The 14,689-nt window shown below is 62.5% G+C and carries 9 protein-coding genes; 2 read left to right on the forward strand and 7 right to left on the reverse strand.

The genetic code is table 11. The features are described 5' to 3' along the window. Window positions 1-61 precede the first annotated feature (61 nt). The 4 genes from lon to ACQKPZ_RS03410 all read right to left on the reverse strand — a co-directional run bounded on the left by lon (window position 62) and on the right by ACQKPZ_RS03410 (window position 8,891). Complete coding sequence (gene lon / locus ACQKPZ_RS03395) at window positions 62-2,482, reverse strand: endopeptidase La (protein WP_427535546.1); 2,421 nt, start codon at window positions 2,480-2,482, stop codon at window positions 62-64. Window positions 2,483-2,743: 261 nt separating this feature from the next. Beyond that, window positions 2,744-5,155, reverse strand: coding sequence for a glucose/quinate/shikimate family membrane-bound PQQ-dependent dehydrogenase (locus ACQKPZ_RS03400; protein WP_427535548.1), 2,412 nt, complete (start codon window positions 5,153-5,155; stop codon window positions 2,744-2,746). A gap of 29 nt (window positions 5,156-5,184) precedes the next feature. Continuing rightward, window positions 5,185-6,519 (reverse strand): carbohydrate porin, encoded by a 1,335-nt coding sequence (locus ACQKPZ_RS03405; RefSeq protein ID WP_427535549.1) that lies wholly within the window; start codon window positions 6,517-6,519, stop codon window positions 5,185-5,187. 323 nt (window positions 6,520-6,842) lie between these two features. Next, window positions 6,843-8,891, reverse strand: a complete 2,049-nt coding sequence (locus ACQKPZ_RS03410; RefSeq protein ID WP_427535551.1) for a TonB-dependent receptor — start codon at window positions 8,889-8,891, stop codon at window positions 6,843-6,845. A 164-nt stretch (window positions 8,892-9,055) separates the two neighbouring features. Between ACQKPZ_RS03410 and ACQKPZ_RS03415 the strand changes: the two genes are divergently transcribed. Together ACQKPZ_RS03415 and ACQKPZ_RS03420 are read left to right on the forward strand one after the other, a co-directional pair. After that, window positions 9,056-9,277 (forward strand): VF530 family DNA-binding protein, encoded by a 222-nt coding sequence (locus ACQKPZ_RS03415; RefSeq protein WP_427535552.1) that lies wholly within the window; start codon window positions 9,056-9,058, stop codon window positions 9,275-9,277. 1 nt (window position 9,278) lies between these two features. After that, the gene (locus ACQKPZ_RS03420; RefSeq protein WP_427535553.1) at window positions 9,279-9,914 is read left to right on the forward strand and encodes a Pr6Pr family membrane protein; all 636 of its coding nucleotides are present in this window, start codon (window positions 9,279-9,281) and stop codon (window positions 9,912-9,914) included. 120 nt (window positions 9,915-10,034) lie between these two features. Here the strand turns inward: ACQKPZ_RS03420 and ACQKPZ_RS03425 are convergent, their stop codons facing one another. The 3 genes from ACQKPZ_RS03425 to ACQKPZ_RS03435 form a co-directional block, all read right to left on the reverse strand. Beyond that, window positions 10,035-10,796: a siderophore-interacting protein gene (locus ACQKPZ_RS03425; RefSeq protein WP_391132056.1), complete on the reverse strand. Its 762-nt coding sequence runs from the start codon at window positions 10,794-10,796 to the stop codon at window positions 10,035-10,037. Further along, window positions 10,789-11,334, reverse strand: coding sequence for a PadR family transcriptional regulator (locus ACQKPZ_RS03430; RefSeq protein ID WP_403194700.1), 546 nt, complete (start codon window positions 11,332-11,334; stop codon window positions 10,789-10,791). Before ACQKPZ_RS03430 ends, ACQKPZ_RS03425 begins: the two co-directional genes overlap by 8 nt. 89 nt (window positions 11,335-11,423) lie before the next feature. Then, window positions 11,424-14,573, reverse strand: coding sequence for a transglycosylase domain-containing protein (locus ACQKPZ_RS03435; RefSeq protein ID WP_427535554.1), 3,150 nt, complete (start codon window positions 14,571-14,573; stop codon window positions 11,424-11,426). Between the last annotated feature and the right edge of the window lie 116 nt (window positions 14,574-14,689).

Consider the following 14,689-nt stretch of genomic DNA (forward strand, 5'->3'; position numbering starts at 1 on the left):
GCCTTCAAGGGCAGTGACATTCCTGTGGGAGCGGCTTTAGCCGCGAAGAGGCCGGTGCAGGCTAGAACAGGACTTTGGCCACGTCGGCAAAGCGCTTGGCGAAATGCACCGTCAGGCCTTCACGCAGGTAATCGGGCAGTTCGTCGAAGTCGCCACGGTTTGGCTCAGGCAGGATCAATTCCAAAATCTTCTGCCGCCGCGCCGCAATCACCTTCTCGCGCACACCGCCAATCGGCAGCACCTGGCCGGTGAGGGTCAACTCGCCGGTCATGGCCACGCCTTTTTTCGGAGCCTGGTCGCGGGCCAGCGACAGCAGGGCACTCGCCATGGTGATGCCGGCACTCGGGCCGTCTTTTGGCGTGGCACCTTCAGGTACGTGCAAGTGAATGAACGCTTCATTGAAGAACCCAGGGTCACCACCAAACTGCTTGAGGTTGGAGCTGACGTAGCTGTAGGCAATCTCGGCCGACTCTTTCATCACATCCCCCAGCTTGCCGGTCAGCTTGAAGCCACGGTTGAGGGTGTGGATGCGGGTCGCCTCGATGGGTAGCGTGGCGCCGCCCATGCTGGTCCAGGCCAGGCCAGTGATCACGCCTTTGCCAGCCAGTACCTGCTCGCTGCGGAACACCGGGGTACCGAGCGCGGCCTCCAGGTCCTTGGTGCCGATCTTCAGCTTGGCTTCAGGGTCCTCCAGCAACCTGATTACCGCCTTGCGCACCAGCTTGCCCAATTGCTTCTCAAGCTGGCGCACGCCGGCTTCTCGGGCATAGCCTTCGATCACCATACGCAAGGCACTGTCGCTGATACTGAGGCTGGTCTTGGCCACGCCTGCCTTTTCCAGCTGTTTGGGCCACAGGTGGCGCTTGGCGATGGCCAGCTTTTCTTCGGTGATGTAACCGGACAGGCGGATCACTTCCATGCGGTCGAGCAACGGCCCGGGGATCGAGTCGAGGGTGTTGGCGGTGCACACGAACAGCACTTTGGACAGGTCCAGGCGCAAGTCGAGGTAGTGGTCGAGGAAGTCGACGTTCTGTTCCGGGTCGAGGGTTTCCAGCAACGCGGAAGCCGGGTCGCCCTGGTAGCTCTGGCCCATCTTGTCGATTTCGTCGAGCATGATCACCGGGTTCATCACTTCGACGTCTTTCAGCGCCTGCACCAGCTTGCCGGGCTGGGCGCCGATGTAGGTACGCCGGTGGCCCTTGATCTCGGCTTCGTCACGCATGCCGCCAACGCTGAAGCGGTAGAACGGCCGGCCCAGCGACTCGGCTATGGACTTGCCGATGCTGGTCTTGCCCACCCCGGGTGGGCCTACCAGCAGCACGATCGAGCCGCTGATCTCGCCTTTCCAGGCGCCCACGGCGAGGAATTCGAGGATGCGTTCCTTGATGTCGTCGAGGCCGGCGTGGTACTGGTCGAGCACTTTGCGCGCATGCTTCAGGTCGAGCTTGTCCTTGCCATAAACGCCCCACGGCAGGGCGGTGGCCCATTCGAGGTAGTTGCGGGTTACGGCGTATTCGGGCGAACCGGTTTCGAGAATGCCCAGTTTGCCCATCTCTTCATCGATGCGCTTGCGTGCCTGGGGGGGCAGGGTCTTGCCTTCGAGGCGTTGTTCGAACTGTTCCAGGTCGGCGCTGCGGTCGTCCTTGGTCAGGCCCAGCTCCTGCTGGATGACTTTAAGCTGTTCCTTGAGAAAGAACTCGCGCTGGTGTTCACCGATCTGCCGGTTGACCTCGGCCGAAATCTCGTTCTGAAGCCGCGCGACTTCCACCTCTTTGCGCAGCATCGGCAGGACCTTTTCCATGCGTTTGAGCATGGGTACGCAGTCGAGTACTTCCTGCAACTGGTTGCCGGTGGCCGAGGTGAGTGCGGCGGCGAAGTCGGTGAGCGGCGAGGGGTCGTTGGGGCTGAAGCGGTTGAGGTAGTTCTTCAGCTCTTCGCTGTACAGCGGGTTGAGCGGCAGCAGCTCTTTGATCGCGTTGATCAGTGCCATGCCGTAGGCCTTGACCTCGTCGGTCGGTTCGGCGGGCTGGCGCGGGTATTCCACTTCGACCAGGTAGGGCGGGCGGTGGTGCTTGAGCCAGCTGCGGATGCGTACCCGGGTCAGGCCTTGGGCGACGAATTGCAGCTTGCCGTTTTCGCGGCTGGCGTGGTGCACCTTGACCAGCGTGCCGTACTGCGGCAGCGCCGAGGTATCGAAATGGCGATGGTCTTCTGGCGGGGTGTCCATGAAGAACAGTGCCAGGCAGTGGTCCGGTGACTTGGCCACCAGGTCGAGGGTTTCGGCCCAGGGTTCTTCATTGACGATGACCGGCAGTACCTGGGCCGGGAAGAACGGGCGGTTGTGGATCGGGATGACGTAGACCTTGTCCGGCAACTGTTGGCCGGGCAGGGCGAGGGCGTGACCGGTTTCGGCCTGGGTAGTGGTGTGCTCGACTTCGCTGTGTTCGTCGGGGTGTTCCGGGAAATCCTGCTGGTCGCTCATGGGGCACCTGCGTGAATGACTATGGTGCTTAGATGGGGCGGGGCGTGATGGGTTTCAATGGTAGATGAACGCAGCAGGCAGGGCTTTCATCTTGAGAACCATTCAGCGATGCCATCGTTGTAGGAGCGGCCTTGTGTCGCGAAAGGGCTGCGGAGCAGCCCCTGCTGGATTTGCAACAACGCTGAAATCCTGGGGCCGCTTTGCGGCCCTTTCGCGACACAAGGCCGCTCCTACAGGTGCTACAGCTGATGATGCGGAGCGTTATTCAGCGAGTTTGTAAGCGATGATGTAATCGCCCATCTTTGTACCCAGCGAGCCATGGCCGCCGGCAGTCACCAGCACATATTGCTTGCCATCCTTGCCGGTGTAGGTCATTGGCGTGGCCTGCCCACCTGCTGGCAGGCGGGCACTCCACAGTTCCTTGCCGTTGTTCACGTCATAGGCGCGCAGGTACTGGTCCAGGGTGCCGCTGAGGAAGCCCACGCCACCGGCGGTGACAATCGAGCCGCCCATGCTCGGCACGCCAACTGGCAGGCCGATTGGCACCGGGGTGCTGTCGCGGGTGGTACCGTTCTTGTGCTTCCACACCACCTTGTTGGTGAACAGGTCGATGGCAGCCACGTAACCCCAAGCCGGAGCCTGGCACGGTACGCCCAGTGGCGACATGAACGGGTGCATGGTCACGGCATAGGGGGCGCCGGTATTCGGCTGCACGCCGCTGGTCTCGCTTTCGCGCTTGCTGCCTTCGGCAACCTGCTCACGCGGCACCATTTTCGACACGAAGGCCATGTAGTTGGGCGAGGTGAACAGCAGCTGGCGTACCGGGTCAACCGACACGCTGCCCCAGTTGAACACGCCGACGTTGCCTGGGTAGATCAGCGAGCCCTGCTCGGACGGCGGGGTGTACTGGCCTTCGTAGCGCAGTTCGCGGAACTGGATACGGCACAGCATCTGGTCGAACGGCGTGGCGCCCCACATGGCCTGTTCGGTCAGTTCAGGGCCGAGCAGGTTGAGGTCGGAGCGGGCCTGGGTCGGCGAGGTATGGTCACCCTTCACCGCACCTTGCGGGGTGGGGATTTCGCGGATCGGCACGATCGGGGTACCGTCGCGGCGGTCAAGCACATACAGGCTGCCTTGCTTGGTCGGTACGATGATTGCCGGTTTCACGCCATCGTCTGTCTTCAGGTGGACAAGGGTGGGCTGGCTGCCGACGTCCATGTCCCACAGGTCGTGATGGGTGAACTGGTAGTTCCAGCGGGCCTTGCCAGTGGCCAGGTCCAGGGCGACTACGCCAGCGCTGTACTTCTCCGCGCCTGGGGTGCGGTCGGCGCCCCACTGGTCCGGGGTCTGGTTGCCCAGTGGCAGGTAGATCATGCCAAGGTCTTCATCAACGCTGGCGATCGACCACATGTTGGCCGAATTACGGCTGTACTGCTCGCCGGGGGCCAGTGGTTTGGTGTCGTCCGGATTGTTGCTGTCCCAGTTCCACACCAGATGGCCGTCGTGCACGTCGTAGGCGCGGATCACGCCAGATGGCTCGTTGGTCGACTCGTTGTCGGTGACGTGGCCACCGATGATCACCAGGTCACGGGTGACCGCAGCCGGCGAGGTGGAGTAGTAGCCGCCGGCAGTGAACGGGCCGATGCCGGTGGTCAGGTCGATCACGCCCTGGTTGGCGAAGCCTTCGCAGACTTTGCCGTTGTCGGCGTTGATGGCGATCAGGCGGGCATCGGCGGTTGGCAGGTAGAGGCGACGTGGGCAGGCCTGGGCCACGGCCTGGCCGGCGTCGGTGATTTTCGGTACCGGGCTGCCGTCGCGGCTGACGTAGCGGTTTTCGTCATAATACGAAACGCCACGGCAGGTCATGTGGGCAAAGCCTTTGAAGGTGCCGACCGGGCTTTTGACCTGAGGGTCGTAGCGCCAGATTTCCGCACCCGTGTCCGGGTCCAGGGCCAGCAGGCGGCTGTGTGCGGTGCAGGCATAGAGCATGCCGTTGACCTTCAGCGGGGTGTTCTGGTTGGTCAGCTCCACCGGGTCGTTTTCGGTTGGCAGGTCACCGGTACGAATACGCCAGGCTTCTTCCAGGCGGTAGGCGTTCTGCGGGGTGATCTGGCGCAGTGGCGAATAGCGGTCGCCATGCTCGGTGCGGCCATAGGCCTGCCATTCACCATCGGGCATGGCCGGGGCGGCGCTGGCCATTTCGCTGCTTTCGCGGCCCAGTTCGCCAAACACTTCACCGGGGTGGGTGAACTGGCTGGCGATTGCGCAAGCACCCGAAGCCACCACTGCAACGCTGAGCAAAGCGGTATTGGCTTTGACAGCAGGGCCGATCAGCGGGCGACGTGCCCATGGCAGCAACAGCACTACGCCGATGGCAAACCAGATGGCCAGGCGTGGCACCAGTTGCCACCAGTCCAGGCCCACCTCAAGCAAGGCCCATACCGTGCTGCCCAGCAGCACCAAGCCGTACAGGCCCAGGGCAATGCGACGCTGGGCCAGCAGCAGGATGCCCGACAGGGCAAAGCCGATACCGGCGATCAGGTAGTACAGCGATCCGCCCAGCTGGCTCAGCTTGATGCCGCCAGCCAGCAGGGCCAGGCCCATCAGCAACAGCAACGCGCCGACCAGGCGCGGTAGCCAGCGGCTTCCATTGTTGGCACTTTCAGTGCTCATCGTAGGTTCTCCGTCAGGTCAAAAAGGGGTTAGAAACTGCTCTGGATCTTCAGGCCGCCGACCAGGGCGCCATCGACCTGCGACACCCCGCCCGGGTGGCGGATGTACTGCAGGTTGGGGCGTACCGTGAGCCAGTCGGCCAGATGGATGCCGTAGTACAGCTCAGCGCTGTACTCGGTGTCCTGCACGGGCAGGTAACCGGGGGTGTCGTAGTCGTCGAGGCCGGCGGCCTGGTTGGCCAGGCGGGCGTTCTTGCGGTAGGCAGGGTTGACGTGCACGCGGGCCAGGGCGAAACCGATGTCGTCCTTGGCGCGGGCGTCGAAAGGCCCTTTGTATACCAGTCCTGCCTGCACATAGTTGTCGATGGCATTGGTCTTCTTGTCGTGCATCGTGGCGTTGGCGAACAGGCTCAGGCCGCGCGACTGGTCTGACGCCAGCGAGGTCACCTGCTGCTGGGCGCCGAGCCACATGCCGTGCTTGCTCGAGCTGCTGCGGTAGGCGGCGCCGCTGAGGGCTGCCGGCTGACCGTTGCTGTCCTTGAGAACATCTTGTGCCTTGGCATTACTGTAGTAGTAGCCGGCGCGATATTCCCCTTTCAGGCCTTGGATACGTGGGGTCCATACCAGTTCGACTGGCATTACCGCGCCCTGGGTGCCGCTGCCGCTGAGCTTGAAGCCGTTGCCGGATTCGAGGTTGGAGGGGTTCTGCTCGAACACGCCGACCTGTGCGTACAGTTCGGGGGTGAGGTTGTAGCGCACGCGCAGGGCCCACTGGCTGACGGGCCAGTTGTACCAGATGCCGCCGACCCAGTTGCCCACCTGCGAGCCGCAGAAGGCCAGGTTCTGGAAGTCGCAAGGGAAGCTGTTGAAGTCTTCGCCTTCGCCGAAGCGGCCGAATTTAACGTCCAGCGCGCCATCGAAATACTTCTGCTTGATCCACATCTGCGTCAGCCGCCAGGTTTCGCCACGGCCCCATACTTCCTGGGCCGAGGTGAAGCCGCCGACGCGTGGGTCGTTGATACGGTCGTTGCTGATGTTGTCGCCGTGACGTTCAGTGATGGTCAGCTGGAATTCGGTGTCGTGCCAGCCGAGGATCTTGTCCAGATCCAGGTGGCTGCCGAAGGTGAACTGGTCGCTGTAGCGCGCAGTGCGGTCGTGGTCGTAGCCGCCGTGCAGGTTGCTGCCCATCTCGCCGGTGTAGCCGAGGGTGAAGTCGTAGCCTTTTTCCAGCAATTCGCTGCGGGTGCCGCCCCAGTCGCCGAGCATCCATGGAGAGTCGCTGGCGAACATTTCGCTGGCGCCGACGGGGGTGGCCAAGGCACTGAGGGCAAGGCCGATGTAACAGGTTTTGGGCAGTTGGAGCATGAGATAGCGCTATCTTTTGATTATTGAAAAAACGGCAAGCGCATCGAAGGGCGGGCCCTTCAATGGATATGGCGACAAGATGGTTTCGGTGAAGCGTTTCAGCTTGAGGTGGGGAGGATATAGCGGAAGTTGTAAGAAAAAAAGACAAATTGTCGCAGTTGATTGTTGCTGATCTGGCAATAGTCAATGCCGGCGATCGAAACCTGAAAGCTTGCCAGGACTCTGTGGGAGCGGGCATGCCCGCGAACACCGGCGGAGCCGGTGCCATCTACCGCGTTGGATTCTTCGCGGGCATGCCCGCTCCCACAGATGCACGTTCGCAATTAGAAAGTGGTACGCAAGCCCACTTCCACACTACGCCCCGGCGCCGGTGCGATGTCGCGCAGGATCGAGCTGGCGTAGCGTACGGTCTGGTCGGTCAGGTTCTCGCCGCGCACAAACGCCAGCCACTGGCTTTGACCGATGTCGAAGCGGTAGCCAACGCTCGCCCCCAGTGTGGTGTAGCCATCGGTGCTGGTTTCGTTGGCCGGCTTGCGGTGCTGCGATGCTGCATGCTGCACATCGACCCGTGCCTGCCAGCGGTCCAACTCCCACACCAGGCCGCTGTTAAGGCGCAGTGGGGCAATGCGTGGCAGCGGTTCGCCACTGTCGAGGTTCTTGGCGCGGGTGTAGTCACCGGAAAGTTCCAGCGCGAAGCTGCCGTAACGGTTCTCGACCAGTTGCCAGCGGTCCTGGGCTTCGATGCCGTAGAAGCGCGCCCGTACGCCCTGGTACTGGTACTCCGGGAACCCGTCGTGGTCATGATCGTGGTCGTGGTCTTCTTCGTCATGGTCGTGGTCATGCCCGCCTTCGCGGATGTTGCCGGTGCCAATCAGCCCGATGTAGTTGCGGAAGTGGCTGTAGAACACCCCGACACTGCCTTTGTGGGTGCCATTGTCGAAGCGCAGCGCCAGGTCGGCGGAAATGGCTTTTTCCTTGTTCAGGCTGGCATCACCGACTTCAAATGCACCGGTAGCCACATGGGCACCATTGGCGTACAGCTCGTAGAAGGTCGGGGCGCGTTCGGTGTAGCCGAGGTTGGCAGCCAGCGACCAGACCGGGTCGAGTTGGTACACCGCGCCGGAAGACAGGCTGAAGGCGTTGAAGCTGCTGGCGCTGTCGGCGTCGACGAAATTTTCGTTGCCTTTGGCATCCGGGTCGACCCGCGTGTGCTCCAGGCGTGCACCCAGGCTCAGGTTCAGGCGCTCGGTGGCCTGCCACTGCTCCAGCATGAACAGGGCCAGGCTGTCGGTATTGGTGTGCGGGACGAAGGCTTCCTCGCCCAGGGCGGAGAATTCGTTGCGGCTGACCTGCGCACCGATCACCCCTTCGACCGGCCCGAGCGGTTGATGGCGGGCTTCGATGCGGGCTTCGTAGCCCTTGTTCTTGAAGGTGGTGTGCACCTCGCCTTCTTCGATCTCACGGTGTTCGTAATCGGTATAGCCGGCATCGACCTTGACCGAGCTGAAAGGGCCGTCGAGGTCACGCACCTCGGAGGCGAAGGCGTAATGGTCCTGTTTCATGTCCAGGCGTACACCGGATTCGGCCACCGAGCCGTAGTTGCTGTCGTAGCCGCTGTACGACAGGCCGGCGTAACCGTGATCCCAATGGTACGCGCCACCGATTGCACCACCGTCCTGGCGACCGTCGCTGTTTTCCAGGCGGTGTTTGTTGCCGGGCTCATCGGCGTCACGTACCTTGGAGCTACGTGCGTAACCGGGGATGCGCAAGTCGTTGAACTGGCGGCTGTTGGCATCCAGGTGCAGTGCGAAGGTGCCGTTACCGGCCTCGAGCTTGCCCGCGCTGCTGCGGGTGGTGTCGGCGCCGCCGTAGCGCAGTTCGCCGGCACCGTGGATGCCTTCGATGGGCGCATCCGGGATGCGGTTGTCGAAGGTATTGACCACGCCACCGATGGCGTTGCCGCCATACAGCAGGGCGGCCGGGCCGCGAACGATCTCGACGCGGTCGACAGTGACCGGGTCCAGCGGCACGGCATGGTCGTAGGACAGCGACGAGGCATCCAGGGCGCCGACGCCATTGCGCAGAATGCGAATACGGTCGCCGTCCAGGCCGCGGATTACCGGGCGGCTGGCGCCAGGGCCGAACCAGGTGGAGCTGACACCGGGCTGCTTGTTCAGGGTTTCACCGAGGCTGCCGTGCTGTTGCTGCAACAGGCTGTCGCCTTCAAGCACGGTACTGGGAGCCGCCAGCTGTTGGTTGCCCAGCGGGTTGGCGGTGATGACCTGGGGTTGGAGTTCCACGGCCTGGCTGGGTGAGGCAGCCAGCCAGAGCGCGACGGCAAGGGGGGAGAGGCGAAGCGGTGCGTACAACATGGGGATGGGGCGTTCCTTGGCAGATGCTTTTGTAATGTTACAACATAACATATCTATTTCATCACAGAGGTTTTGCCCATGGCCAGCGGTTTTTCTGTCGACACCACTGATCCCACCCGCCACTACACTCGTGTAAGGTGCGCATCTTTCCTACGGAGCACAGCATGAGCACGGCCCACCACAACGCGCTGCACGGCAAGACCCTTGAACAGATCCTCACCGAGCTGGTAGCGCACTACCAATGGCAAGGCCTGGCCGAGCGCGTCGATGTGCGCTGCTTCAAGAGCAACCCGACCATCAAGTCGAGCCTGACCTTCTTGCGTAAGACACCGTGGGCGCGGGAAAAGGTCGAGCAGCTGTATGTGAAGCTGCAGCGTCAGGCCTGAAATGCCGCAACGTCCCTGGCTGACTGGCGTGGCCGTGCTGGGCTGGTTCGGTTTGACCGTTCAGATCTACCTGGTGCTTGTGGCTCGCTGGCAGGAGCAGGCCAGCCTGATTGGCGGCCTGATCAATGTGTTCGGCTATTTCACCGTACTGAGCAATACCCTGGTGGCGACGGTGCTCAGCTATGCGGCATTTGGGCGGGAGGGGCGTGGCAGGCGTTTCTTCCTGTCGCCTTCGGTGAGTTCAGCAATTGCTGCCAGCATCCTGCTGGTTGCGTTGGCCTATAGCTTGTTGTTGCGCCATTTGTGGCAGCCGCAAGGCTGGCAGTGGCTGGCGGATGAACTGCTGCACGATGTGATGCCGGTGCTGTATGCCTTGTACTGGTGGTGCGCGGTGCCCAAGGGCACGTTGCGGCTATGGCACCTGGCGGTCTGGGCGATTTACCCGGCGCTGTACTTCGGCTATGCGCTGTGGCGGGGCAGCGAGATTGGTGTGTATGCCTACCCGTTCATCGATGTGGCGAGCCTGGGGTATGGGCAGGTGATGCTCAATGCCCTTGGGGTGCTGGCGGGGTTCTGGGGGATAGGGCTGGTGTTGCTGGGGCTGGACCGGTGGCGCGGGGTGCGGAAATTTGCTTAGCCTGTGCTGGCCTCTTCGCGGGCACGCCCGCTCCCACAGGTACTCCACTGCCCTCGGGATATGTGCAGTGCCTGTGGGAGCGGGCGTGCCCGCGAAGAGGCCAGCACAGGCAGAAAACAATCACTCGTCGTCCGCAGTCCCGTCGGCCCGCCAATAGGCCGCAGCCTTCAGCGCATCTTCCGGCACGCCTTTCTCAAGCAACAACGCCTTGGCCTGGCGGGTGAGTGCCTTTTCCAGCGCCACCCAACCATACAGCCGGCCTTGCGGCAACGTCAGGTTTTTCACCAGCGCCAGCAAATCTTCCTGCTGGCGGCGCACCCAGATCACTTCGACTTGTGCCTTGCTCGGCAGTGGCTGGCGCTCCTGTTCGTCTTCGATCTGGATCACTGCCAGCACCTGGCGGCCTGCCGGCAGTTCTTCCAGTCGGCGACCAATCGCCGGTATGGCCGTTTCGTCACCGATCAGCAGGTAGCTGTCGAACATATCCGGCACCACCAGCGATGCCCGTGGCCCGGCGATGTTCAGGGTTTGCCCCGGCGCGGCCTGCGCAGCCCAGGTGGAGGCGGGGCCATCGCCGTGCAGTACAAAGTCGATATCCAGTTCATTGGCCACCAGGTCGATGCGCCGTGGCGTGTACTCGCGCATGGTGGGCCGTGCACCACCGTCCCGGCCCATGTTCCGGGCCTCGATGGCCTGCTGTTGCTCCGGCGTTTCGGCGAACAGCAGCTTGATATGGTCGTCGCTGCCTACGCTGGTGAAACCTTGCAGTTCATCACCGCCGAGGGTGATACGGCGCATGCGCGGGGTGAGGTCGGTGACCCGCAGTACCTGCAGGCGGCGCTGGCGGATCTCGTGGTTGACGCGGTGGATGGTGTCACTCATGGGAAGTCTCCCTTGCAGGTTCAGCCGGCCCTGAGGCGATGGCCTTGGCAGTTTGGTTGAGCAAGTCGCGAACCCGTTCGATTTCTTCCGGTGTCCAGCGGCCGCTGTGCATGTGCAGCGCGTGGCGCAGGTTGCCGACGGCTTCATGAATCTCTGGCGGGCGGTCATGGCCGCGCAGGGCGCGTTTGCTGACTTCAATGCGCATGCGCACGCCGTCCAGCGCGACGGCCTGTTCAGCCAGGGCTGTGCGGCCGGCATCGGTAATGGCGTAAAGGCGTTTGCTGCCCTGCACCTGGCCGCTGATCAACTCGGCTTCCTCAAGAAAGTTCAGCGTGGGGTAGATCACCCCGGGGCTTGGGCTGTAGCTGCCGTCGAACAGGTTTTCGATCTGGCGGATAAGGTCATAGCCGTGGCCAGGCTGCTCGGCAAGCATGGCCAGCATCAGCAGCTTGAGGTCACCGGGGGCAAACACGCGCGGGCCGCGTTCGCCACGGCCGGGGCGCCGCTCAAAGGGGTCATGGGGGGTGTGTTCGCGCATGGGGGCAGGGCTCCGTCGTTTGCGATATATCGTAAGATATTACTCAAGATATATCTAAAGACAAGCCCTTATATGCGGATGATTATCATCTACTCTTTCGATACATCCCCTTTTGGTGCGGTGGTGCTCACCGCTACCTGTGGCGGCTTGCATTCATTCGGATTGCCCGGCTGCAGGTACGGCATGAGTATCGGAGCCATGCCTTTGAGCACCTGTACCGGCAGTGCCGAGGTGAATTTGAATGCCTCTGCCGAGCGCCCCGGCACAAAGGCGGTGAGGGTGCCGAAGTGGTTGTCGCCCAGGAAGAACACGAAAGTGGCGGTACGGTTGAGCGAGCGCGAACCGATCAGCCGACCGCCGGCGCCGAAGCTTTCGATGCGGTTGTCACCGGTACCGGTCTTGCCGCCCATCACCAGTGGGGTGCCATCTTGCAGCTTGAAGCTGCCGGAAATACGCCGCGCAGTGCCTGCATCCACCACTTGCGACATGGCGCCTTTGAGCGCACGCGCCACCTCAACCGGCAGGATCCGCACACCCCGGTCCGGGTCGGTGATCAACTTGGTTTCGTAAGGTGTGTCGGCAGCAAAGTGCAGGGTATCGATGCGCAGGGTTGGCAGGCGAATGCCGTCGTTCTGGATGATACCGACCAGCTCCGAGAGGGCGGCAGGGCGGTCGCCCGAGCTGCCGATGGCGGTGGCGAGCGAGGGCACCAGGTGGTCGAATGGATAGCCCACGCGTTTCCAGCGTTGGTGGATGTCGAGGAAGGCTTCGATTTCGACCATGGTTCGGATGCGGCTGTCGCGGGCGCCTTGGTAGCGGCTCTTGAACAGCCAGCCGTAGACCTCCTGGCGCTCGAAGCGGCTGGCGTTGACCATCTCGGTCAGGCTTGAACTGGGGTTTTTCAGCAGGTAGCCGAGCAGCCACAGGTCCAGTGGGTGAACCTTGGCGATGTAGCCTTGGTCAGGCAGGTCGTACTTGCCTGGGCCGTACGCGTCGTACATCTCCGACAAGCGCCCATCGGTCAGCTTGCCCAAGGCAATCTTGTCACCCTTGAGGTGGGCTCGCACGAAGGCATTGAAGGTTTCCTGCCCGGCATCCGGGAACAGGTAGCGATGCACCGCGGCCAGCCGCTGCGGGGTCACGCGCATGCTGTCGAGGAACGTGTCCAGCCGTTGTTGCGAGGTCTTGCGCTGGTATTTCTTCCAGAAGCGCATCAGGTAATTGGTGCCCTCCTTGTCGGCGAAACGGGCCAGGTACTCCTGGCGGCGCGGGTCGGCGTCGTCCTTTAGCAACGGCACGCGGTTGAACGGCTGCTGGTAGGTCACGTAACGCACCAGGTCGCGCATCAGGCGGATGAACGGCAGGTTGATCGATTCGCGCAGGGCATCCTTGAGGGTCGGGTTGCGGTTGTTGTCTTCTTTGCGGAAGTTGTTGAACACATGCATGCCACCGCCGGTGAAGAAGGCTTCGCCGGTGTTGGCGGAGTACTTGCGTTCCAGCGCGGCGTCGAGCATGGCATCCAGGCTCTGGTTCTTGCTGTTTTGCGCCAGCCATTCCAGCGACCACTGGGTGATGCGGTCCAGCTCCGCCACCTCGACCTTTTTAAGTTCGGCGGCGGGCTTGCCGGCGTATTTGTCGTGCAGCTCGGCGATGATCTCCAGATACGTGGTGAGCACCCGCAGTTTCGCGGTGGAGCCCAACTCCAGCTTGCTGCCTTCATTGATATCGAAGGGCTGGTTGGTGCTATCGGTCTGTACCCGCACCCGGGAGCCGTCGGCAGTGCGCTCGAACAGGGTAAAGCTGTAGCTCACCTGGTCGGTGGTCTTGCTGGTTAGCAGGCGCTCGCCGATCAGGCCCATTTGCGCAGCGAACGCGGGGTCGGCAAGGTTCTTCAGGTACTGGCTCACCTGCAACTGCAAATCTGCCTGCAGGGTGCTGGTGGCAGACACGTCAAGGCGGTCGAGGTCGTACAGTGGGCGGTTGAGCATGGCAGCCATGCGGTTGCGCGCCAGGCTGATGCCCTTGTTGGTGACGATTGGCACGATGGTCGGTTGTGCCACCCAGTCGCGGTACACCGCTTTGCTGGCCAGCGCGGCATCGGCCAGCGACTGCTCGACCACCTTGTTGGCGGCGAGCACGCGGATATGCGAGTCGGTGAGTTCGGCCAACTCGACGCGGCCCTTGGACAGGTAGTGTGAAGGGCGGCGCTGGGCAATCATCAGCGACAGTACCTGGCGCAGGGCCAGGCCGCGTGCAGCCATGCTCTCGGGGTCGCTGGCGGTGGAGGTCAGGGCCTGGTTGACCTGGTCGAAGTCGGCGCCGTACCACACCCGCAAACCTTCGGCCATGCCGTGCACTTCGCCATGTCCAGGCACCGCAGACAGCGGCACGCTGTTGAGGTAGTCACGCACGATGCGCTGGCGCGCTTCAGTGGTGTCAGGCCCCCCCTGGTAGGCGCGCACACTGGCGGAAATCATCTGCCGTATTTTCTCGGCGCCTGAAACGGTCAGGCCGTCCGGTGAGTGGCGGTACTTTTCCAGCTGCGTGGCCAAGGTACTGCCCCCGGCAGACTGGCCAGGCAGGGCAAGGTACTTGGCCACCTGGCTGTAGGCAGCCTTGGCAAAGCGTGGCCAGTCCACCGCCGGGTTGTTGCGAGGGTCCTGGGTATCGAGCAGGTCGCGGTTCTCGATGAACAGCAAGCTGTTGACCATCACTGGCGGAATCGCCGCGAAGTCCGGATACAGGTGCTGCGGATAGTTGTACTGGTACAGCATGTCGCCACGGCAGTCGGTGATTGACAGGCCGGCCTGGATTTTCTCGATGTAGGGCACGAACAGCCCGTGATCAACGTAGTTCATCAACGCAGGTGAGAACTTCACCTGCTCGCTGATCATGTAGTCGCGTTTGAGCAGGCGTGGCAGGAATTCGCCCAGGGCGCTGTAGCCCAGGCGTTTGTCGAAGGGGCCTTCACCGGGGTAGACGATGGCGTCGCTAGGGCCGGGCTGCAGCGAATAAGTCAGCGTGCCGGCCAGTTTGCTGAATTCTCGCGATTGCAGTTCGGACGTGCGGAATTCGTCATACGCAGCAAAGCCGATGGCCACCAGCGCCACCAGCAGGATGAGAATGATCAGGCGCCACCATAGCCGACGCTGACGGGGTGACTTGGGCTGTGGCGTCTCGGCCGGAGGTATCTCGGGTGCTTCCGTTCTGCTTGGTTCCGATTGCCACAGTGCGCCCATAGTCTTCTATCCGGCCAGGTATTTTCGTGTTGCTTGTCTGAAGCTTAGACGTTGAGCGGCTGAGGTGAAAAATTTGTAGGACGCGGAGAAAAGTAGCGTAGGGCTATGCGGCTTTG

This window comes from Pseudomonas sp. NPDC089547, assembly GCF_050280665.1.
Taxonomy (GTDB): domain Bacteria; phylum Pseudomonadota; class Gammaproteobacteria; order Pseudomonadales; family Pseudomonadaceae; genus Aquipseudomonas.

What these genes read in the sequence shown, in the direction of transcription:
- lon (WP_427535546.1), bottom strand. Translation starts at nt 2,482, where the DNA reads ATGAGCGACCAGCAGGATTTCCCGGAACACCCCGACGAACACAGCGAA.
- ACQKPZ_RS03400 (WP_427535548.1), bottom strand. Translation starts at nt 5,155, where the DNA reads ATGAGCACTGAAAGTGCCAACAATGGAAGCCGCTGGCTACCGCGCCTG.
- ACQKPZ_RS03405 (WP_427535549.1), bottom strand. Translation starts at nt 6,519, where the DNA reads ATGCTCCAACTGCCCAAAACCTGTTACATCGGCCTTGCCCTCAGTGCC.
- ACQKPZ_RS03410 (WP_427535551.1), bottom strand. Translation starts at nt 8,891, where the DNA reads ATGTTGTACGCACCGCTTCGCCTCTCCCCCCTTGCCGTCGCGCTCTGG.
- ACQKPZ_RS03415 (WP_427535552.1), top strand. Translation starts at nt 9,056, where the DNA reads ATGAGCACGGCCCACCACAACGCGCTGCACGGCAAGACCCTTGAACAG.
- ACQKPZ_RS03420 (WP_427535553.1), top strand. Translation starts at nt 9,279, where the DNA reads ATGCCGCAACGTCCCTGGCTGACTGGCGTGGCCGTGCTGGGCTGGTTC.
- ACQKPZ_RS03425 (WP_391132056.1), bottom strand. Translation starts at nt 10,796, where the DNA reads ATGAGTGACACCATCCACCGCGTCAACCACGAGATCCGCCAGCGCCGC.
- ACQKPZ_RS03430 (WP_403194700.1), bottom strand. Translation starts at nt 11,334, where the DNA reads ATGCGCGAACACACCCCCCATGACCCCTTTGAGCGGCGCCCCGGCCGT.
- ACQKPZ_RS03435 (WP_427535554.1), bottom strand. Translation starts at nt 14,573, where the DNA reads ATGGGCGCACTGTGGCAATCGGAACCAAGCAGAACGGAAGCACCCGAG.